The sequence below is a fragment of the Mycobacterium sp. genome, assembly GCF_008709575.1.
Lineage (GTDB): Bacteria > Actinomycetota > Actinomycetes > Mycobacteriales > Mycobacteriaceae > Mycobacterium.
In genome coordinates this window covers 1-20,466 of the sequence record NZ_VYIK01000051.1, presented here as the reverse complement: position 1 = coordinate 20,466, position 20,466 = coordinate 1, and the positions used below count along the sequence as shown (strand labels likewise).

General features: G+C 69.1%; 19 protein-coding genes. 13 read left to right on the top strand and 6 right to left on the bottom strand.

Features of this window, described 5'->3' with window-relative positions; translation table 11 throughout:
* Nucleotides 1-13 precede the first annotated feature (13 nt).
* Nucleotides 14-1,195: an acyltransferase gene (locus F6Q13_RS12595; protein WP_293056830.1), complete on the bottom strand. Its 1,182-nt coding sequence runs from the start codon at nt 1,193-1,195 to the stop codon at nt 14-16.
* Nucleotides 1,196-1,442: 247 nt separating this feature from the next.
* Between F6Q13_RS12595 and F6Q13_RS12590 the strand changes: the two genes are divergently transcribed.
* From F6Q13_RS12590 to F6Q13_RS20310, 5 genes are all read left to right on the top strand, one after another.
* The gene (locus F6Q13_RS12590) at nt 1,443-2,711 is read left to right on the top strand and encodes a DUF3068 domain-containing protein (RefSeq protein WP_293056828.1); all 1,269 of its coding nucleotides are present in this window, start codon (nt 1,443-1,445) and stop codon (nt 2,709-2,711) included.
* A gap of 5 nt (nt 2,712-2,716) precedes the next feature.
* Entirely contained in the window at nt 2,717-4,477 is a 1,761-nt protein-coding gene (locus F6Q13_RS12585; protein WP_293056825.1) for a hypothetical protein, read from the top strand.
* Nucleotides 4,478-4,672: 195 nt separating this feature from the next.
* Nucleotides 4,673-4,939 (top strand): hypothetical protein, encoded by a 267-nt coding sequence (locus tag F6Q13_RS12580; protein WP_293056823.1) that lies wholly within the window; start codon nt 4,673-4,675, stop codon nt 4,937-4,939.
* 682 nt (nt 4,940-5,621) lie between these two features.
* On the top strand, nt 5,622-6,272 hold the full coding sequence (locus F6Q13_RS12575; RefSeq protein ID WP_293056821.1) for a hypothetical protein: 651 nt from the start codon (nt 5,622-5,624) through the stop codon (nt 6,270-6,272).
* 5 nt (nt 6,273-6,277) lie between these two features.
* A complete protein-coding gene (locus F6Q13_RS20310) occupies nt 6,278-7,900 on the top strand; it encodes an NHL repeat-containing protein (protein ID WP_367141284.1) in 1,623 nt (540 codons plus the stop codon).
* Nucleotides 7,901-8,022: 122 nt separating this feature from the next.
* Here F6Q13_RS20310 and F6Q13_RS12555 read toward each other — a convergent pair whose 3' ends face one another.
* A complete protein-coding gene (locus F6Q13_RS12555; protein ID WP_293056819.1) occupies nt 8,023-9,213 on the bottom strand; it encodes a glycosyltransferase family 4 protein in 1,191 nt (396 codons plus the stop codon).
* A 38-nt stretch (nt 9,214-9,251) separates the two neighbouring features.
* Here F6Q13_RS12555 and F6Q13_RS12550 point away from each other — a divergent pair, with 38 nt between their 5' ends.
* On the top strand, nt 9,252-10,019 hold the full coding sequence (locus F6Q13_RS12550; protein WP_293056817.1) for a class I SAM-dependent methyltransferase: 768 nt from the start codon (nt 9,252-9,254) through the stop codon (nt 10,017-10,019).
* Nucleotides 10,020-10,075: 56 nt separating this feature from the next.
* Nucleotides 10,076-11,548 carry an aldehyde dehydrogenase gene (locus F6Q13_RS12545; RefSeq protein ID WP_293056815.1) on the top strand — a complete coding sequence of 491 codons (1,473 nt, stop codon included), beginning with the start codon at nt 10,076-10,078 and terminating at the stop codon, nt 11,546-11,548.
* A 20-nt stretch (nt 11,549-11,568) separates the two neighbouring features.
* Here F6Q13_RS12545 and F6Q13_RS12540 read toward each other — a convergent pair whose 3' ends face one another.
* Nucleotides 11,569-11,865 carry a hypothetical protein gene (locus F6Q13_RS12540; RefSeq protein WP_293056813.1) on the bottom strand — a complete coding sequence of 99 codons (297 nt, stop codon included), beginning with the start codon at nt 11,863-11,865 and terminating at the stop codon, nt 11,569-11,571.
* A gap of 4 nt (nt 11,866-11,869) precedes the next feature.
* Nucleotides 11,870-13,360 carry a class I adenylate-forming enzyme family protein gene (locus F6Q13_RS12535; protein WP_293056812.1) on the bottom strand — a complete coding sequence of 497 codons (1,491 nt, stop codon included), beginning with the start codon at nt 13,358-13,360 and terminating at the stop codon, nt 11,870-11,872.
* Between the two features lie 203 nt (nt 13,361-13,563).
* On the opposite strand from F6Q13_RS12535, the gene F6Q13_RS12530 reads away from it, so the two are divergent.
* The 5 genes from F6Q13_RS12530 to F6Q13_RS12510 all read left to right on the top strand — a co-directional run bounded on the left by F6Q13_RS12530 (nt 13,564) and on the right by F6Q13_RS12510 (nt 17,217).
* Entirely contained in the window at nt 13,564-13,905 is a 342-nt protein-coding gene (locus tag F6Q13_RS12530; RefSeq protein WP_293056810.1) for a hypothetical protein, read from the top strand.
* A 3-nt stretch (nt 13,906-13,908) separates the two neighbouring features.
* Nucleotides 13,909-15,765, top strand: a complete 1,857-nt coding sequence (locus tag F6Q13_RS12525) for an alpha/beta hydrolase (protein ID WP_293056809.1) — start codon at nt 13,909-13,911, stop codon at nt 15,763-15,765.
* A gap of 92 nt (nt 15,766-15,857) precedes the next feature.
* Nucleotides 15,858-16,331, top strand: a complete 474-nt coding sequence (locus F6Q13_RS12520; RefSeq protein ID WP_293056808.1) for an LppA family lipoprotein — start codon at nt 15,858-15,860, stop codon at nt 16,329-16,331.
* An 11-nt stretch (nt 16,332-16,342) separates the two neighbouring features.
* The gene (locus F6Q13_RS12515) at nt 16,343-16,648 is read left to right on the top strand and encodes a hypothetical protein (RefSeq protein WP_367141283.1); all 306 of its coding nucleotides are present in this window, start codon (nt 16,343-16,345) and stop codon (nt 16,646-16,648) included.
* 92 nt (nt 16,649-16,740) lie between these two features.
* Complete coding sequence (locus tag F6Q13_RS12510; protein ID WP_293056806.1) at nt 16,741-17,217, top strand: LppA family lipoprotein; 477 nt, start codon at nt 16,741-16,743, stop codon at nt 17,215-17,217.
* 55 nt (nt 17,218-17,272) lie between these two features.
* Here the strand turns inward: F6Q13_RS12510 and F6Q13_RS12505 are convergent, their stop codons facing one another.
* A complete protein-coding gene (locus F6Q13_RS12505) occupies nt 17,273-18,058 on the bottom strand; it encodes a crotonase/enoyl-CoA hydratase family protein (RefSeq protein ID WP_293056804.1) in 786 nt (261 codons plus the stop codon).
* 90 nt (nt 18,059-18,148) lie between these two features.
* Between F6Q13_RS12505 and F6Q13_RS12500 the strand changes: the two genes are divergently transcribed.
* Entirely contained in the window at nt 18,149-19,036 is an 888-nt protein-coding gene (locus F6Q13_RS12500) for an alpha/beta hydrolase (protein WP_293056802.1), read from the top strand.
* 29 nt (nt 19,037-19,065) lie between these two features.
* On the opposite strand, the gene F6Q13_RS12495 is transcribed toward F6Q13_RS12500, so the two are convergent.
* A complete protein-coding gene (locus F6Q13_RS12495) occupies nt 19,066-20,355 on the bottom strand; it encodes an amidohydrolase family protein (RefSeq protein WP_293056800.1) in 1,290 nt (429 codons plus the stop codon).
* Nucleotides 20,356-20,466: the final 111 nt, after the last annotated feature.

The following is a 20,466-nucleotide window of genomic DNA, read 5'->3' as shown; positions in this document are numbered from 1 at the left end:
TCGCTCGCGCGGGTCATGGCGCTATGGCGTCTTCTTGCGGCAGGCTGAGCGCACGACCGCTCACCACCTGGCGTTTGTCGCGGTTTTCCCAGCGCCGCAATGCTTCCCGGCATGGCGACTCGACCAGCGCGTAGCTCACCGCCGCGATCGCGACGGCGAAGAACAGCGTCAGCGCCAAGACCTCGAGCAGGTGACCCTGGAACGAGAACACGCCGAGCACCGGAAACACCATGCTCAGCGCCGCCAGATGCCAGATGAATATGCCGTAGGACCAGCGGCCCAGCGTCACCATCGGCGGGCTGCCCAAAAACCGGTGCGGCGTGTCGGGGCGGTCCAGCACCAGCGGAGCCACCAAGGCCAACGCCACCACCGAGCCCATCGCGGTCTTCACCGCGAACTGCGCGGGCGTGCTCGGAATCAGCCCGGCAGGTCCGGCCGGCGGGCTGGCCGCCACCAGATAGGCCGCGACCGCGACGACGGCCATCAGCACCCGGCGCCGCGCCAGCCGGTGCGGCAACCCCAGCGGGCTGTATGCCCACTCCGCCAGCAGCATGCCGGCGGCGAACCAGGAGAAGAACGCCGGCGGCCAGGTCAGCGGGTTGAGCCCGGGCGCGCTGCCGAACGGGATCACGCCCCACCACCAGCTGGCGATCCCGGTGGCGGCGATCACCGGCACCCGGGCCCGAACCGGTACCCAGCCGGCCAGCAACGCAAGGATCGGCAGCGCCAGATAGAAGGCGACCTCCACCGACAGGCTCCACATCTGGGTGAGCCCGCCGGTCAGCGTCAACGGCACGTACACCTGGGTGAGCGAAAGGTTTGCCAGCCACACGGTCGGACTCGGGTGGCCGGCGTCGGGCAGCAGCGACAAGATCACCACAACGGCCACCACGTACGCGGGCATGATGCGGACCAGCCGCGACCGCAGGTAGCGGCCGGTTGACGGCATCGATCCCAGCTCGCGCGCCGCTGCGGCATGCCCGCGCCACAGCAGGTAGCCCGACAGCGCGAAGAACACCGCAACCGCCAGATCGAAGCGACCGAACAGGCGTCCGTCGACCCCGCTGGAATGCCCGGTCTGGAACGCGACGTGGGTGATGACGACACCGATGGCCGCGCAAGCGCGCATGCCCTCCACGGCGGGCAGGAACCGCCGGGTCCCACCCACCTGCGCGGCAGCCCTCGGGTGCGCCATGACGACCAGTCTGCCGCGACCGCTCGCGGGCGCAATCGGGCAGGCCGGATCGGCTCGGCAGACCCACCCGGGCCGCGACCTTAAATTTTGCTGTTAGGGTCAGACGAGTTTTGGCTTCGATCCCTGGTCGGGCTTGGTGTGGCGGTGTTGAACTACAGGTAGGAGGTCACGGCAACTTGACTAGTCCCCGCCCTGGAATACGGGGATTGCGGCCCCGGCGAGCCGGGGTTCGTCGGCGGTGGTTCCAGTGAGCCGCGCTGTCATGTTGCGGATCGCCGCGTGCGCGATCATGGGTTTGGGAGCGGCCTTGTTGGTCGCCGCGCTACTGTTGTGGACCTACACCACCAGCCGGATCACCAAAATTCCGCTCGACCTCGATACCACGTTGGTCAGCGACGGCAGCGGAACCGCGCTGGACCCCGCCTCGTTCTCCGGTGAACACCTCGTCGTCGACACCAACGTCCCGTTGGTATCGCAGCAGCAAATCGACGTCGAGAGCCCCGCCAACGCCGACGTGGTCACGCTGCAGGTAGGGACCACGGTTCGGCGCACCGATATGCAGAAAGAAACCGGTCTGCTGCTCGCGATGGTGGACACGGTGACGCTCAACCGGAAAACGGCGATGGCAGTGTCCGACGAAACCCATCCCGGTGGCGCCGTCCAGAAGCCGCGCAGCATCAGCGACGAGAACCCGCCGACCAACATCGCGCTCCCGCATGAGGGGCTGTCCTACCGGTTTCCGTTCCACACCGAAAAGCACACGTATCCGTACTTCGACCCGATCGCCCAGAAGGCCTTCGACGCCAACTACATCGGCGAAGAAGACGTCAACGGCCTCACCACCTACAAGTTCACCCAAAACGTCGGTTACGACACCGAGGGCAAACTGGTCGACCCGGTGACCTACCCCTCGCTGTACGCCAACGACGACGACAGCAAGGCCACCACCACCGCAGCGAGATGGGGGATACCCGGCGACGATCCGGACGAGAAGATCACCATGACCCGCTACTACGCGGCCCAGAAGACCTTCTGGGTGGACCCGGTGTCCGGCACGATCGTCAAAAAAGACGAGCATGCCAACCACTACTGGGCCCGCGACGCGCTGAAACCCGAGGTGACGGTGGCCGACTACAAGATCACCTCGACCGAGGCCACCGTGGAGTCTCAGGTCAACGCCGCCCGCAACGAACGAGACCGCCTGGCGTTGTGGTCGCGGGTGCTGCCGATCACCTTCACCGCAGCCGGATTGATCGCCCTGATCGGTGGTGTGCTGCTCGGGGCGTTCAGCCTGCGGACCGAGGCGGCGCTGCTGGATCCCGGCCTGGACACCGCCGGCCACGGCTTCTTCCGCCTGGGCGAGCAAGCCCGCGAAACGACACCGGGCGCAGAAGCCCAAACCGAGAAGCTGCCCGCGCCGCCCGCGGATCTGCGCCGCCAAACCGGCCCGCCACCCGGCTCGGGTCCGCCGGATTCCGGCGGTCCGCCCACCGCGGGTCCCCCCGGGGCGCGCTGACGGCGGTGACCGGGCTGCGCGACCGGGTTGGGTGGTGCTCCCGTCCCGGATATGCCCTGGCGTTGACGCTCCTGGTGGTGGCGCCGCTGCTGGGTCCGGGCTATCTGCTGGTGCGCGATGCGGTGTCGACCCCTCGGTCCTATCTGTCGGACACCGCGCTGGGGTTAGCCGAATCGGCGCCGCGGGCCACCCCGCAGGATTTCGCGGTGGCGCTGGCCACGCGGGTCCTCGACGGCGGCATCGTGGTGAAGGTGCTGCTGGTTAGCGGGCTGTGGCTGGCGGGCTGGGGGGCCGCGCGCCTGGCTGCGACGGTGTTACCGGAGGCCGGGCCGAGCGGGCAGGTCGTCGCGATCACCGTGGCGACCTGGAATCCCTACGTGGCCGAACGGCTGCTGCAGGGGCATTGGAGTCTGCTGGTCGGCTACGGCTGCCTGCCGTGGGTGGCGAACACAGTGCTGACCCTTCGATCCGCTGGCGGGCAGGCCGGGCCGCACTATTTCGGGTTGGCCGCCTGGATGGCGCTGGCCGGTCTGACGCCGACCGGGCTGATCATGGCGGCGACGGTGGCATTGGTGTGCGTGGCGGCACCCGGCGATGGGCGGCCACGCCCGCTGTGCGCCGCCGTGACGCTGGGCTGCGCGGTGGCGGCGGCGCTGCCCTGGCTGACCGCCGCGGCGTTGACATCGTCGTCGGTGACCCACACCTGGGCTCAGGCGTCTGGGCTTGCCGCGTTCGCCGCCCGCGCCGAGCCGGGCCTGGGCACGCTGGGCAGCCTGGCCAGCCTGGGCGGGATGTGGAACAGGGCAGCCGTACCCACTTCGCGCAGCACGCTTTTCGCGGTGCTCTCGGCGGCGGTGCTGCTCGGTGTGGTGGCGGTCGGTCTGCCCAGCGTGCTGCGCCGGCGACCGGCGGTGCCGCTGCTGGTGCTGGCGGCAGCGTCGGTGCTGGTGCCCGCCGCACTGGCCACCGGACCGGGCCTGGCCGTCCTCAAGGCAGGGGTTGAGGTGGCACCGGGTCTGGGCCTGCTGCGCGACGGGCAGAAGTGGGTGGCGCTGGCGATGCCCGGCTACGCCCTGGCGGGCGCCGGGGCAGTGCTGACAGTGCGGCGCTGGCTTCCTGCGGCGGCGACGGCGCTGCTGTGCTGCGCCGCACTGGTGCTGACGTTGCCCGATCTGGCCTGGGGGGTAGGGGGCAAGCTCAGGCCGGTGCGCTATCCGGTCGGCTGGCGGGCCGCCGCGGCGGTCATCAACGCCGATCCCGGGCCCGTGGCGGTGTTGCCGGCCGACACGATGCGCATGTTCTCCTGGTCGGGGCGGGCGCCGGTGCTCGATCCGCTGCCACGCTGGCTGCGTGCCGACGTGCTGACCACCGGTGACCTGACGGTCGACGGGGTGACGGTGCCCGGCGAGGGCGGCCGGGCGCGGGACATCCAGCGGTTGCTGTTGACCGGCACCAACCCTGACGCACTGGCCCGCGCCGGGGTGCGGTGGCTGGTTACCGAGCGCGGCACCCCGGGTGAGACCGGTGCCGCCGAAAAAACCGTGGGTGGGCTCCCGGTGGTGTATCGGGGGCCGGATTTGGTCGTGTACCGGGTCGGCGGCGGGAGCTCTTCCGCGGCGCGGGGGTCGGGGGGGCGCCGATCGGCCGTGCTGACCGCTCATCTGCTGTGGCTGACGATGCTGGTCGGCGGTACCGCCGGCATGGCGGTTGCCGGCCTGCGTCGCCGCAGCCGTCGGCGTGCCGGTAACCTACCTACCGGCGCCTAGCGCCCACGGCGTTTTTCGACAGACCTTGGGGGAGCCATCCGTCCGCAGAAAACAGTTCACCAGCTTCTGTTCGGTCTGCTGGTCGCTGCGGCAGTCCAGCTGGCCGCGGCCGCGCCGGCCGGTGCGGCTCCCGATGATTCCACACCCGGCGACACGGGCCCGTTCGCGTACGTCGAGACCGATTTCGACAACTTCGTGCAAGCGGAGAACACCGACATCACGGGCTTGATCGACCTGCTTCCCAACACGTTCAGCGGCGTGGTAACCACGACCGGAGACGCGCTGAGCACTGCGTTCACCGACTTCGGCTATCTGGAGTTCGGGCAGGGCATCGACGCATTGATCGCCGGGATCGAGGGCGACTATCAAGAAATCCTCGGCGCAGTCGGGGCCCCGTTCATCCTCGTTCCCGATGCGCTGGTGTTTGCGCCGGCCGAGTTCCTCTTCGGCTTGATCCCCTAGTCGCCCGGCGGTGGCGGCCGGGTGTATCGCTCGTGCGCAGATCTTGCCGGAGGGCGAGCATCCGCTGCTGCTGTGTTGCCGCCGGCGGTGCTGGCATCTGGGTGGGATTGCGCGCCGTACGCCCCGAGTGTGAAGTCGTTGCGAAAAAATCGCGAAAATCTCGCAACAGTTTCACCTTCGGCGAGCGTGAACCGGCGCGGGGTGGATTGTTTAGTGTTTTGGCACGGTGTGGTCGCCGCGGGAAGGGGCACGGTGGTGGGGTCACGGCGGAAGCGTTCGGGTCGCTCGGGTCTGCGGGTGGTGGGGGTGGGGACTGCGGTGGGGGCGGTGTGGGCGGCGGTGACGCCGTTGGTGGGGGCGCCGGGTGCGCGTGCCGATGTGTGGGATCTGGTGCTGGATCCGTTGGTGAATGCGATCGGTGCGGGGGTGAATCCGCTGGCCGGTGGGGCTGATGCGGGTGCGGGGGTGGATTCGGTGTTGGTGGGGTTGGTGGCCGATCTGAACACCGCGGTCAATGGGTTGGCTCAGGGGTGGATCGCTAGCCCGGTCGGCGCGGTGGTGGATTCGGTGATCAATGCGCCGTCGGTGTTGGTGGTGGGCCGGGATGTGATCGGCAACGGTATCGATGGTTTCACCGGCACCAATGCGTCGCTGTTGGGTCGGTGGGATCCGGGGTTGTTCGGTGACCTCGCCGACGGCGGCTTTGTCGCCGGTAATGGGGGTGCTGGGGTGGCCGGGGTGGCGGGGGTTGATGGGGGTGTTGGGGGCGTTGGTGGTTCGGCGGGGTTGTTCGGGGATGGCGGTGTCGGCGGGGCCGGGGCGGCTGGTGGCGCCGGGGGTGCGGGGGGTGCTGGTGGGTTGTTGCTCGGTGAGGGCGGGGCCGGGGGGCAAGGTGGGGCTGGGGTTGATGGCGACCTGGGCGGGGCTGGTGGTGCTGGTGGGGATGCGGGGGTGTTCGGCAACGGCGGGGCCGGCGGTGCGGGTGGGGTCGGCGGGACTGGGACCACCGGTGCTGCGGGGGTGGCCGGGGCGAACGATGTTGATGGGGCTAACGGCGGTGCGGGCGGTGATGGCGGACCTGGTGGCGATGGCGGGGCTGGTGGTGTCGGGGGGCGTGGGGGGTGGTTGGTTGGGGCCGGCGGGGACGGCGGGGACGGCGGTAATGCCGGTGACGGCGGTGCCGGCGGGGATGGCGGTGCGGGTGGGGCTGGGTTTAGCCCGGCCAGCGCGGGTGGTTTCGGTGGTAACGGCGGTAACGGTGGTGCTGGGGGTGATGGCGGGCCTGGGGGGACTATGGGTGGAGCGCCCGGGGCCGGTGGTCATGGCGGGCTGATCGGTGTGCAGGGATCCACCGGCAGCGCCGGTGCGGCCGGGCTGGAGGGCGTCGGTGGAGATGGCGGCGCGGGAGGGGCCGGCGGTGACGGCGCGGCCGGGGCGGCCGGGGCAACCGGCAACAGCGGGACCGCCGGCGACAACGGCACTGCGGCCCACCCCGACGGCTACGCCGGCACCAACGGCGGTACCGGTGGGGCCGGGCAGGCCGGCGGCAACGGTGGTGACGGCGGTGATGGTGGGGCCGCAGGCACCGGGCGCCTCGACGGCAGTGTGGGCGCCGGCGGTGTCGGTGGCAACGCCGGGGATGGCGGAGCCGGCGGTAACGGTGGTCAGGGTGGAGCCGGCGGGCCCGGCTACGACAATCTGTCGGCGACCGGTGGCGCCGGTGGGGACGGCGGTGCGGGTGGCGGCGGCGGCAACGGGGGAGTTGCGGGTAGCCCCGGTGTGGGGGGTTACAACGGCAACCACACGGTTCAAGCCGCCGACGGCAGCGCGGGGGTGGCCGGGCCGGGCGGGACCGGCGGGAATGGTGGGTCCGGCGGCACCGGCGGCACCAGCGACGGCGTGGCCGGTGAGCCGGGCACCGAGGGTGCGTCCGGGGTGAGCCCGACCGGCAGCACCGGCGGGGCCGGTGGCACCGGCGGCACCGGTGGCACCGCCGTCCCCGTCTACCAGATCATCAACACCATCCCTGTCGGCTCCGACCCGTACGGGGTGGCGGTCGCCCCTGCCGACGGGCTCCCGAATGCCGGGGACGTCTACGTCACTAACTTCGGCAGTGACTCGGTGTCGGTGATCAACCCCGCCACCGACAAGGTCATCGACACCATCACCGGCTTCGACGGCCCGGAAGGGGTGGCGGTGGCCCCTGCCGGGGACGTCTACGTCACCGACGAAGGCAGTGACACGGTGTCGGTGATCAACCCCGCCACCGACGCCGTCATCCACACCATCACCGTCGGCTCGCACCCGCACGGGGTGGTGGTGGCCCCCGAGAATGTCACCGGCGCCGGAGACGTCTACGTCGCCGACACAAATGGCACGGTGTCGGTGATTGACCCCAGCAACGACACCGTCATCCACAGCATCACCGGCAGCACTTCCGATGATGCGGCCGGGTTGGCGGTGTCCCCCGAAACCGGGGATGTCTACGTCGCCGACGACAACGGCAACTCGGTGTCGGTTATCGACTCCGCCACCGACAAGGTCATCCGCACCATCACTGTCAGCTCGCAGCCGTTCGGGGTGGCGGTGGCCCCCGGGGGTGTCAGCGATGCCGGGGATGTGTTCGTCACCACCGTGAGCGTCACCAACGCTGCCAATGGCACGGCTTCGGTGATCACCATCCCCGGCTTCCATGAGCCGGCCGGGTTGGCGGTGGATCCCGGTGGCCCCGCTGCCGGGGATGTGTTCGTCGCCAACCAAGGCAGTGATTCGGTATCGGTGATCGCTCCGACCGACCTCGATAAGGTCAGCTACACCATCAGCGAGGACAGCAGCGGTGGCTTCGATAGTCCGCTCGGGGTGGCGGTCACCCCGGCGGGTGACACCGGCGCCGTGGAGGTGTATGTCACCAACTACGGTAACGGCACAGTGTCGGTGTTGAATCTGCCGCCGCCGAGCTGACCCGGGCACGGGTGGGAGTCAGCGGAGTCGACGCGCGGCGCGCCTCGGGCCGGGGGTGCTCGGGGTGTGCCCAGCCTCGGTGACAGTGCTCACCTTGTGACCGGTGGCCTAGTCGCGGGCGGTCACAGCACGCCGCTGACGCGTTCACCGGCCAGTACCGACTCGAGCACAACGCGCATCGCGTCGGCGCTTTGCCGCCAGGAGAATTCAGCGCTACGAGCTTGGGCCTTGCCGCCGAGCTGATCACGCAGCACAGGATCGGCTAAGAGTTGCTCGAGCCGATGCACCAACTCGGCATGGTCGTCGACCAGCACGCCGGTCACCCCGTCGATGACCGAGTCGGTCAGCCCGCCCGATGACCGGTAGCCGATAGTGGGGACCGCGTGCTGGGCGGCCTCGACAACCGCCAGGCCCCAACCTTCCTTACGTGACGGCAACACATGTACCCAGCACTGTTGCACGACACGGTGTTTGGTGTCGTCGTCGACGTGGCCGTGAAACGTGACCACGTCGGAGATGCCCAGCCGCATCGCGTGATCGACCAACCGCTGCTGCCACCACCCGCCCCCGATGATGTCGAGATGCAGCCCCGGTATCCGCGACCGCAATAGCGCTACGGCATCCAGCGCGTCCTCGATCTGCTTGTGCGGGACCAGTCGGGACAGCACCACCACCCGCGGGCTCGCCGCCCGCAGACCGCTCAGCGACGGCACCGGCGCCTCGTCGAGACCGTTGCGCACCACCGCGATGCGGTCGATGCCGACCCCCAGCGCGACCAGATCGCGGGCCGACGGCAGCGAGACCGTCACGTACTGGTTGCGCCGGTTGAGCCACGGCGACAACCTCGACTCGACGAACCAACCCAGCCGGCCCAGGACGGGCCCCGCCACCGGCCATTGCTCGCGGTGACAGTGGTGCACCAGCACCGCCACCCGCCGGCCGTAAATCAGCCGGGCCAGGAACGGCAGACCGTTTTGGGTGTCGACCACCACGTCGGGACGTGCCCGCCGCAGCGGCCCGAGCCCGAACCGGGCGGCGGCCATCGCCAGCAGGGCCCAGACATACACCGAGTAACGCCCACCGGCGCGGCTGATCGTCACTCCGTCGATGACCTCGCTTCGAGGCGCACCGGGATAGCGGGCGGTTAGCAGCGTGACGTTGACGCCGGAGGCGGCCAGTTGCGCGCCGATGCGCTGCAGGTAGGTTTCGCTGCCGCCACCCTGCGGGTGCCCGGTGTCTCGCCAACACAGCAGCAGCACGGCGCGAAGGTTCCGGGGTGGGCGGCCCGCGGGCTCCCGGTGCGCGGCAGACATCGACGGCTAGCCTAACGGGCCGCCGTAGGGTTGGCTCGATGGCGGTGACCGACCTGTTCGCCCGGCGGGCGACGCTCTCGCGTGCGGTGCGGCTGCTCGCGGAGTTCCGCTACGAGCAATCCCAGCCGGCCCGGTTTTACCGGGCGCTGGCCGCCGACACCGCCGCGATGGTCGGCGACCTGTGGCGCGCCACCCACGGCACAGCACCGGTCGGCCGCACGCTGCTCGACGTCGGCGGCGGGCCGGGATACTTCGCGGCGGCGTTCGCCGCCGCCGGTATGCGGTATATCGGGGTCGAACCGGATCCTCAGGAGATGCACGCAGCCGGGCCGGCGCACGCCGATAATCCGTGCCCCCTGGTGCGAGCCTCCGGGATGGCCCTGCCGTTCGCCGACGACTCGGTTGACATCTGCCTGTCGTCCAACGTCGCCGAGCACGTCCGGCGGCCGTGGCAACTCGGCGGCGAGATGCTGCGGGTGACCAAGCCGGGCGGGCTGGCAGTGCTGTCCTACACGGTGTGGCTGGGCCCGTTCGGTGGGCACGAGATGGGCCTGACGCACTATCTGGGCGGTGCGCGCGCAGCCGCGCGTTATGCCCGTAAACACGGCCATCCGGCCAAGAACAACTACGGATCCTCGTTGTTCGCGGTGTCGGTGGCCGACGGACTGCACTGGGCGGCCGGCACCGGAGCGCTGATCGCGGCATTCCCCCGCTACCATCCGCGATGGGCGTGGTGGGTGACCTCGGTGCCGTTGCTGCGTGAGTTCCTGGTCAGCAATCTGGTGTTGGTACTGCGGCCGCGGTGAGCCAAGCTGACTGAAACGTGTTCTCGTTGGATGCCCGCTTGGGTAATGTGGCGGCAATGAGCGACAACCACTCGACCGATTACGACAAACTTTTCATCGGCGGCAAGTGGACTCAGCCGTCGACCGGTGAAGTCATCGAGGTGCACTGCCCGGCGACCGGTGAATACGTCGGCAAGGTGCCGATGGCGGCGCCCGCTGACGTCGCTGCCGCGGTCGCCGCGGGTCGTGCGGCATTCGACAACGGCCCATGGCCGTGGACCCCGCCGAAGCAGCGTGCGGCCGTCCTCGCCGCGGCGGCCAAGTTGCTCGAGGAGCGCAAGGACCTGTTCACCACACTGCTCGCCGATGAGACCGGTCAGCCGCCGACGATCATCGAAACGATGCACTGGATGGGTTCGATGGGGGCGATGAACTTTTTCGCCGGCCCCGCCGTCGATCAAGTCACGTGGCGCGAGATCCGCAACGGCTCCTACGGGCAGACCATCGTCCGTCGTGAGCCGATCGGCCTGGTCGGCGCGATCGTGGCGTGGAACGTGCCGTTGTTCCTTGCGGTCAACAAGCTGGGGCCGGCGCTGCTGGCCGGTTGCACGGTGGTGCTCAAGCCCGCCGCTGAAACCCCGCTGACCGCAAATGTGTTGGCCGAGTTGTTCGCCGAAGCCGGCCTACCCGAGGGGGTGCTGTCGGTGGTGCCCGGCGGCGTCGAGACCGGACGGGCGCTGACGTCCAACCCGGACATCGACATGTTCACCTTCACCGGAAGTTCGGCCGTGGGCAAAGAGGTCGGCAAGCGCGCTGCCGAAATGCTCAAGCCGTGCACCCTGGAACTGGGCGGCAAGTCGGCGGCTATCGTCCTCGACGACGTCGACCTGGACGCAGCGATCCCGATGCTGGTGTTCGCCGGCGTGATGAACGCCGGACAAGGCTGCGTGAACCAGACCCGCATCCTGGCTCCGCGCTCGCGCTACGACGAAATCGTAGATGCGGTAAGCACTTTCGTGCAGGCGCTGCCGGTCGGGCTGCCGTCGGACCCGGCCGCCCAGATCGGGCCGCTGATTTCGGAAAAACAGCGCGCCCGGGTCGAGGCCTACATCGCCAAGGGCATCGAGGAGGGTGCCCGCCTGGTGTGCGGCGGCGGCCGTCCCGAGGGCCTGGACAACGGCTTCTTTGTGCAGCCCACCGTCTTCGCCGACGTCGACAACAAGATGACCATCGCCCAGGAGGAGATCTTCGGGCCGGTGCTTTCCATCATCGCCTACGACACCGAAGAGGACGCGATCAAGATCGCCAACGATTCGGTGTATGGACTGGCCGGCAGCGTCTGGACCACCAACGTGCCCAAGGGCATCGAGATCTCGGAGAAGATCCGTACCGGGACATACGGCATCAATTGGTACGCCTTCGATCCGTGCTGCCCGTTCGGCGGCTACAAGAACTCCGGCATCGGCCGCGAGAACGGGCCCGAAGGCGTCGAGCACTTCACTCAGCACAAGAGTGTGCTGATGCCGATGGGCTACACGGTCGAGGGCTGATCGCGGGCTCGCGAGGGTCGCTAGTCGCTGGCCGGCAGCGGCTTGGCCTCCTTGAGGGTCAGCGGGGTCCGGCCGATGGTCAGGGTGCCTGCCCCGGCCTTGGTGACCAGCACCTCGGCGCCGGTCTCGTCCACATAGCGCTTGCCCAGCACGTTGCCGTCGGCGAAAGCCGGGTCCAGTTCGCCGGAACGGTCGGTGCCCAACGGCACCATCGGAGCGCCCCCGCAGCGCAGGTCGTCGAGACTGTCGGCGCTGCGGACGACGATGACTTGGGTGTCGCACACCTGGCTGGCCAAGCGGGTGCCGGTTTTGATCACGGTCTCATCCTAAAACGCCCAGTTCCTCGACGATTTGCCGGCGGAGTACCTTGCCGGTCTCACCGATGGGTAGTGCGTCGCGGAACACCACCCGATCGGGAGTGCGCGAACCACGCAAGCGGGTGCGGACGTAATCCCGCAACTCGTCGGGGTCCGGCTGTGCGCCGGGGGTCGGCACCACGACCGCGACAAGAGCCTGACCCCACTGCGGATCATCGACCCCGACCACGGCGACGTCGCGCACGTGGGCGTGTTCGATCAGCACATCCTCCAACTCGGCGGGCGCGATGTTCTCCCCGCCGCGGATGATGGTGTCGTCGCCGCGCCCGCCGATGAACACGTAGCCGTCCTCGTCGAGGGTGGCGATGTCTTTGGTGGCAAACCACCCCTCGGCGTCGAGCACCGAGCCGATCCCGGCGTAACGGCCCGAGACCTGCTCGCCGCGGACGAACAACTCGCCGGTCCGGCCCGGCGGCAGCACGGCGCCGTTCTCGTCACGGATCTGCACCTCCACACCCGGCACCGGCCGGCCGACCGATCCCAACCGCCTGGCGACCGCGGGATCCGACGACGACAGCGCCGCGCGGTGGTCCTCGGGGGTCAGCACGGCGATCGTCGAGCTGGTCTCGGTCAGCCCGTAGGCGTTGACGAAACCGACGTCGGGCAGCAGTTCCAGCGCCCGGCGCACCAGCGGCAACGCCGCTTTCGCACCGCCGTAGGCCAGGGTGCGCAGCGACGGAAGCCGGTGCTCACCCCGTTCGAGCACCGTCACAATCCGGTCGAGCATCGTGGGCACCACCGTCGCGGTGGTGACGTGCTCGGCGTTGACCAGCCGCACCCATTCCTCGGCGTCGAAGACCGGCAGGTAGACCATCGTGCGTCCGGCGTACACGTTCGATAGCGCCGCACTGACCCCGGCGATGTGGTAGGGCGGCACGCAGATCAACGCCGCGTCGGTGGGCTCGGCCGACCCGAATTCGACGGTGCCGGTGATATAGCTGGTGAGGTTGTTGTGCGAAAGTTCGACAGCCTTAGGCTGCGCGGTGGTCCCCGAGGTGAACAGCACGATTGCCGTCGCGTCCGGGTCGGGGGACTCCGCGGCCGGCGCAGCGCCGCGCGCCTGGGCCGCGAACTCCTCGGCGTCCATGACATGCTCGGTTAGCGACCCAACCGCCTCGCGGTAGCGGGTGTCGGCGATCACCAGCGGGCCGGGCAGCCGCCGGATCAGCGTCTGGATGGCCTCGGCGGACAACCGGTAATTGATCGGGGTGAACGCCCGCCCGGCACGCGCCGAGGCGAAGATCAACAGCGGCAGCATCACCCCGCCCGTGCCGACGTAGACGACGTGGCGGGCATTCGATGCTGCGATCACCCCCGCGCCGCCGTCGGCGAGCTCGCTCAGCTGCTGCGTCGTCAGCCGGGTGTCGCCTGAGACGACGGCGGTTCGGTCCGGGCTGGCAGACACGGCCATCTCGAGCAGCAGCGAGATGCTCATACTTCAATCTTTCTGTATCTCAACGGATTTAGAATCTGTCCGGTTTCTTGGCCGTGATAGCGACAAACCAAACGGTAGTGTAGACCCCTGACGTGAATCCGGTTCCGCCACTGACCCACGGCGGACACAACGTGCGATGACTTGCGCGTTGGCTTCGCTGCTGTTATAAGACGATGATCTCTGGGTGAAAGCAGGTGCCTCGCATGGCGGTGGCAGGCGATTTCCGGGTCGACCTGACGGCCCTGGCGGCTTCGGCAGTGCGCGCCGGTGGGCAGGGCGAGGACTTGGCGATGGCCCACGTCGCCTCGGATGACCGGATACAGGGCGCGTTGTCAGGCTGGGCGGGGGTGTCCGCGGCGGCGATGGCCGCCAAGGCCGACGCCTGGCTGGTCACCTCGCAGACGCTGCTGACCCGGGTGGGTGATCACGTGTCGGCGCTGGACAACGACGGGGTGGCGTTCGCGGCCAGGGAGCGCGAGAACGCCGAGACGGTGCGTGCGGTCGGTGCCGGCGCGATAGGAATGGCCGGTGCGACACGCGGGTGACCGGTGGCGTTGACGGTCGCCGACATTGATCAGTGGAGCGCCGAGGCGGTTCGTGAAGTGTTTCATGCGGCCACCGCGCGGGGGCAGACCACATTGGAGGTGTCGCGTCAACTGGGGTCGTTGGCGGTGTTCGACAGCTGGGAGGGCGCCACGGCCGAGGCCAGGAAACACCACAACGCGCAGATCCGCCACGACCTCGACGCCCACGGCAACGAATCGCTGGCGGTGGCCCGCGCGGCCGGCAAGGCCGCCGACGACATCGAACAGGTGCACACCACGCTGCGCGCGCTGCGCGCCGACGCCGCCGAGCTGCACATGAGCATCGACGCGCTGGGCAACACGATCGTGCCGAGTTCGACGTTCACCGGTCCGCCGATGGCGGCCGTGATCGCCCAACAGCAGCTGCAGCCGCGGCTGGACGCGATCCTGGCCGAGGCCAACACGGTCGATGCCGAGCTGGCCGCGGCGATCAACATGGCCGACGGCGATGCCCCCGTCCCGGCCGGGCCCCACGATAACCGCCCCGAGATTCAAGACGCGCTGTCCAAACCCCTGCCCGAGGACCCCACGCAGTTTTACGCTCTGTGGACTCGGCTGAGCCCGCAGGAAAAGGACTGGCTCTACGCCCACGACCACAACATCGGCAACCATCCCGGCATGCCTTGCGACCCCCCGGATCACTTGGGCGCCGACCATTACAACCAGCTCAATCTGGCCGATCAGCTGGGCCGCGCCCGGGCCGCCGCCGCGCAAGCCGACGCGCTGCAAGCCCAGCACCCCGACTGGGCGCAGGGCAAAAACATTCCCCACCCCAACGAGCCGGGCGCGATCTTCGACGACCGGCTGGCCTATGAGGCCTGGCAGCGCCACTACGACGCCGCCCGAAACGCCGCGAAAAACCTGCCCGATCTGCAGGCGGTCGACAAAGCCCGCAAAGCCAGCCCGGATCGCAAGCTGATGCTGCTGGACACTCAAACCGGCAAACAAGTCCACGCCGCGATCGCCGTCGGGAATCCCGACACCGCCACCCACGTGTCGGTCACCGCCCCCGGGCTGAACACCACCGTGCACGGCAGCATTGAAAGCATGACTGAGGAAGCTACCCGCCTCAGGGGCGAATCTCTGCGACAGTTACAGAACGCTCCCGGGCACGCGCACGACAGCGTGTCGGCGATCGCCTGGATCGGCTATGACGCCCCGCAGGTGCCCGGCTTCGATAACACCGGTGAGTCCCTGGCCGGCGCGTGGGATGTCAGCCACGACACCCTGGCCCGCGCCGGCGCGCACGATCTGGCCCGCTTCTATGACGGGATACAAGCCTCCCACCAGGGCGGGCGAGCCGATCTGACCGCGATCGGGCATTCCTACGGCTCGCTGACCACCGGGTTGGCGTTGCAGCAGCCCGGTGAGCACGGCGTCTCACGGGCGTTGTTTTACGGCTCACCCGGCGTCGAGGCATCCACGCCGCAGCAATTGCACCTGCAACCGGGCCAGGTGTTCGCCATGGAAACCCCCGACGATCCCATCCAGTTGACCTACGACGGCCCGCGTATCGCCCATGATGTGGCCCCGTTTTTGCCGCCGCCGTTCAACACCATCGCCGAAGGCATCGTAGGCGGCGCCGACGCCTCCGGGGCCGGGCATTTCGGGCCCAACCCGGCCACCAACCCCGCCTTCACCCGCCTGGCCACCGGCGCCACCACGGTGCCCGACGGCCACGGCGGCACCCTGCAGCTGGAGGGCGCGCACGGCCACAGCGACTACCCGCGCTTCCCCGGCGACGGGGGGCTTCGAACCACCAACTACAACATCGCCGCCGTCGTGGCCGGGTTGGGTAATAAGGCGGTTGCCGGCCAGTGAGGAAACCCGCTGACCCCTCCCCGCGCCGGCGACGCCACCGATTGCTGGGCGCCGCCCTACTCACCACCGCCCTCACCGCCACAGGATGCCACGTGAAACAACCCTATGAACCCACCCCACCCTCGGTTGCCGCCAAAGCCCTGCAAGTCCTCAAATCCCTGCCCTCCTTCGAAGACACCCAAGCCCAGGTGCAAGCCGCCATCGATGAGATCAAAACGGCCGCCAGCAAAATCATCCCCGGAATCACCTGGGAGACGCTCGAAGGGGGAGGTGGCAGCACCTGCGCGCGGCCCTACGAACAAACCGACGGGCGAGAGTACTTTCTACCCCACGAAGTTGCGGAGAACGTCAACATCTCCGACCAGCAGTGGGCGCCAATTCAGCAGGCAGCCAAACAGGCGGCCGCCAAACTGGATGCCACCGAGGTCCAGGTGATGAAAAACCAGCCTGGGGATCACGATGTGGGTTTCTACGGCCCGACTGGCTTATTCATTAAAGTCAGCTACGGGGGCAACCTGGTGGTCTCCGGTTTCACCGGCTGCCGGCTACCCCGCGACCAGAAATAGCGCCACCGCTGATGAGACCCGTGGCCCCGGCGCTCTCGCCCGCGTTTAACGCCCTCGCTGAGGGCCTGTTGAGCGGCGCGGATGCCACCGGCGCGGGGCATTTCGGGCCCAACCCGGCCACCAACCCCGCCTTCACCCGCCTGGCCACCGGCGCCACCACGGTGCCCGACGGCCACGGCGGCACCCTGCAGCTGGAGGGCGCGCACGGCCATAGCGACTACCCGCGTTTTCCCGACGACGGGGGGCTCCGGACCACCAACTACAACATCGCCGCCGTTGTGGCGGGGCTGGGCGACAAGGCGGTTGCCGGCCAGTGAGGAGAACCGATGACTTTTCCCCGCGCCGGCGACGCCCCAGATTGCTGGGTGCCGCCCTATTCACCACCGCCCTCACCGCCGCAGGATGTCACGTGACAGGACCTTATGATCACACCCCGCCCTCGGTGGCCGCCAAGGCGCTCGAGGTGCTCAAATCCCTGCCTTCGTTGGAGGACACCCAAGCCCAGGTGCAAGCCGCCGCCGATGAGATCAAAACGACCGCCAGCAGGCTCATTCCCACTATCGCCTGGGAAACCCTCAACGAAGGCTCGGGCAGCCGTACCTGCGGGCGGCCCTACGAACAAAGCGACGGGCGGGAATACTTTTTCCCCCGCGCTGTCGCGGAGAACGTCGCGGTGTCTGAGCAGGACTGGGCCAAAATTCAGGAGGTCGCCAAACAGGCGGCGGCCAAGCTGGAGGCCACCGAGGTTCAGGTCATGCAAAACGGGCCGGCAAACCACGATGTGGGTTTTTACGGCCCGGCCAGGCTGTTCATCAATATCGGCTATCGCGGCAACCTGGTGGTCTCCGGTTCCACCGGCTGCCGGCTGCCCCGCGACACGAAATAGCGTTGCCGCCATGCCGTGGTGTCGACGGCGTGGCCGGCAATGGCGGCAGGCGGCCTCAGGTGCCGGTCCAGCGCGGTGGGCGTTTCTCCGCGAAGGCGAGCGCGCCTTCTTTGGCATCGTTGGACGCGAACACCGGCAGCAAGATCTTCATCTGTTCGGAAAACATGGTCTGCGGACTCCAGCCGCGTGACTCGACGATGATCCGCTTAGTGGCCGCGACCGCGAGCGGGCCGTTGGCAGTGATCTTCTCGGCCAGCTTGATCGCCTCGTCCAGCGCGGTTCCCGGCTCGGCCAGCACATTGACCAGTCCAAGGGCGTGCGCCCGCTCGGCCGGCAGGTTGTCTCCGGTCAGCGCCAGCTCCATCGCGATCGCATACGGGATGCGCTGCGGGAGTCGCAGCAGTCCGCCACCCCCGGCGACGAGCCCGCGTTTGACCTCCGGAATGCCGAACGCCGAGTCGCTGGCCGCCACGATCAGATCGGTGGCGAGCGCCAGTTCGGTGCCACCGGCCAACGCGTAGCCCTCCACCGCCGCGATCAGCGGCTTGGCCGGGGGGCGTTCGGTGAAGCCCAGGCCGCGGCCCGCAACGACGACGTTCTCGCCTCGCGCGAACGCCTTGAGGTCCATGCCCGCGCAGAAGGAGCCTCCGGCGCCGGTAAGGATACCCACCGACAGGCCCTGATCGCCGTCGAGCCGGTCCATGGCATCGGCCAGAGCCGCGCTCACCGCAGCGTTGACCGCATTTCTGGCCTCGGGGCGATTGATGGTGATGATCAGGATCCGGTCGCGCTGTTCGGTCAGGACCACGGATTCGGTGTTGCCTTCATTGATGCTGCTCACGACGGTGTGACGCTCCTTCGGAGTCGGGACACGGGTGCGCAGGAGATGCTAGCGGTCTCCCGAGGTTTTCCGGTCACCCATACTGGGTCAATGCCGAACACCGACGTTCACCCCGACCTGCGCGGCATCGCCCGCGTTGCCCCCCGGACCCTGGTCGGACCCCGCACGCTGCGGCTGGTGCGGGCGCTGACGGCGCTGCGGCGCAGCCGCGTCGACGACGTCGAGATACTCACCTTGGAGTCCGGGGCCGGTATGCGGCTGCACCGACCGCTCGGCGTCGACGCGCCCACCGCGGCGCTGCTGTGGATGCATGGCGGCGGTTACGTCCTGGGCAGCGCCCGCCAAGACGACGGGCTGTGCCGCCGGTTTAGCCGCGAACTGGGCATCACGGTGGCATCGGTGGACTACCGGCTGGCCCCCGAACACCCCTACCCCGCGCCGCTGCAGGACTGCTACTCGGCGTTGATCCGGTTGACCCGACTGCCCACGGTGGACCCGGAGCGGGTGGCGATCGGGGGCGCCAGCGCCGGCGGTGGCCTGGCGGCCGCGCTGGCGCTGCTGGCCCGCGACCGCGGCGAGGTGGCCCCGACCCTGCAACTGCTGGCCTACCCGATGCTCGACGACCGCAGCGCGTCGAAGCCCAGAAACCCCTGCTACCGATTGTGGAGTCCCGACAGCAATCGCTTCGGCTGGTCGGCGTATCTCGGAGACGCGGACCCACAGGTCGCCGTGCCGGCCCGACGTGACGACCTGACCGGGCTACCCCCGGCGTGGATCGGAGTCGGCACCCACGACCTGTTCCACGACGAGGACCTCGCCTACGCCGAGCGGCTGACCGCTGCCGGGGTGCACTGCCACGTCGAGGTGGTTCCGGGCGCCTTCCACGGGTTCGACCTCGTTGCGCCGAAAGCTCCAGTCTCGCAAGCTTTCTTCGCAAGCCAGTGCGCCAGCTTGCGGGCGGCTTACGGGCGGCATTGACGCCGGCGGAATGACGGCGACCTCAGGCGCTACCGGGCGTTCTCGTAGACGAGCCGACCACCGATGACCGTGGCCGCGACCAGCTCGGCGTCAAGCTGCGCCACTGCGGCTTCCGGCGGCACGGTCAACAGGCACAGATCTCCGGGCTGTCCCGGCACGACCGCGCGAGCCCGGGCGGGCTGCCCGGGCCAGCCCAAAAACATCATCAGCGCCCTGCGCGCCCCGACCCGTTCACCGGGACCCAGCACGGCCCCGCTCGCCGTAGTGCGGTGGACAGCTGCTTGCATCGCGGCCCAGGGGTCGCCGCGCCCGAACGGCATATCGGTGGAGAACGCGACCGGGACTCCGGCGCGCAGCAGCGAGGCGACCCGCCACAGGTGTTCGTGCTCGTGGACTTCGACCTCGGCGAGGTACTGGTCGCCGCGTTCGGCGATGAAATTGGGTTGCGTCACCACCGTCACACCCAGCTCGGCGAGGTCGGCGATGGCATCAGGGGGCACGACGGCGGCGTGCTCGATGCGGTCTTGCGGGTGCGTGCCGGCCTGGCGCAACGCCGCGATCGTGACGACGAGCTGCGCGGCGGTTACGCAGTGGACAGCCACCGCGCCGGTGGAACCGTGCCGTTCGGCGATCCAGGCGGCGAGCTCATCGAGGTCGAGGTCGTCGTCGTGCAGGATCCGCTTTCCGGGTGACAAAACGTGCAGTTTTTGCTGCAGGCCAGTCAATGTCGTAGCGTCACCGATATCCCAATCCGGTGTCGCATCGGTGATTCCGGTGACACCCAGGCGTAGCAGCCGAGTGCTGAGGTTGGCCAGGTCGATCCGGCGACGCGCTGCGGCGTCCGACCACACCGGGTCGGCGCTGCGGATCCGCCCGTCCGGGTGGCCGGCCATCCCCATCCGGTGCAGAGCCGCGGAGTTGAGCGTCCACAACGCGCCGCTGCGGTGCTGCACGCGCACCGGCACGCTGGGAGCCAGCGTATCCAGCGTGGTCCTGTCCAGCGGCCCGGCCACCGAGTCGTGGTAGCCCACCGCGCGGATCCAGCCGTCGTCGCCGATCGCGGCGGTGCTCAGGGCGCGGGCCAGAGTGTCCCGATCGCGTACCTGCGGCGGCCCCACCTGCACCGAGGACTCGGCGGCCGCCGCGGAATACAGGTGGACGTGATGGTCGTGCAGGCCGGGCAGCACGGTTCCCCCCGCCGCGTCGAAGACGTCCTCGCCGGCCCGCGGCGCGAGGGTCTGGTCAACCTCGTCGATCCGCGCGCCGACACGAATATCGAGCACCGCGCCGTCGATCCGGGTCGCGTGTCGGATCAGCATGGTGCAGGCAGTCTTTCGCTGACGATGCGGCGCACTGCGGCATTGTCGGCGCCCAACGGCGAGGCCGGCGGCGCCGGTGCCGGCGGCCGCGGCGCGGCGGCGGGTGCCGCA

Excerpts from the sequence above, each read along its gene's own strand:
- F6Q13_RS12500 (WP_293056802.1), top strand. The coding sequence starts at position 18,149 with ATGCCGAACACCGACGTTCACCCCGACCTGCGCGGCATCGCCCGCGTT.
- F6Q13_RS12535 (WP_293056812.1), bottom strand. The coding sequence starts at position 13,360 with ATGAGCATCTCGCTGCTGCTCGAGATGGCCGTGTCTGCCAGCCCGGAC.
- F6Q13_RS12530 (WP_293056810.1), top strand. The coding sequence starts at position 13,564 with ATGGCGGTGGCAGGCGATTTCCGGGTCGACCTGACGGCCCTGGCGGCT.
- F6Q13_RS12495 (WP_293056800.1), bottom strand. The coding sequence starts at position 20,355 with ATGCTGATCCGACACGCGACCCGGATCGACGGCGCGGTGCTCGATATT.
- F6Q13_RS12545 (WP_293056815.1), top strand. The coding sequence starts at position 10,076 with ATGAGCGACAACCACTCGACCGATTACGACAAACTTTTCATCGGCGGC.
- F6Q13_RS12550 (WP_293056817.1), top strand. The coding sequence starts at position 9,252 with ATGGCGGTGACCGACCTGTTCGCCCGGCGGGCGACGCTCTCGCGTGCG.
- F6Q13_RS12595 (WP_293056830.1), bottom strand. The coding sequence starts at position 1,195 with ATGGCGCACCCGAGGGCTGCCGCGCAGGTGGGTGGGACCCGGCGGTTC.
- F6Q13_RS12555 (WP_293056819.1), bottom strand. The coding sequence starts at position 9,213 with ATGTCTGCCGCGCACCGGGAGCCCGCGGGCCGCCCACCCCGGAACCTT.
- F6Q13_RS12515 (WP_367141283.1), top strand. The coding sequence starts at position 16,343 with ATGAGACCCGTGGCCCCGGCGCTCTCGCCCGCGTTTAACGCCCTCGCT.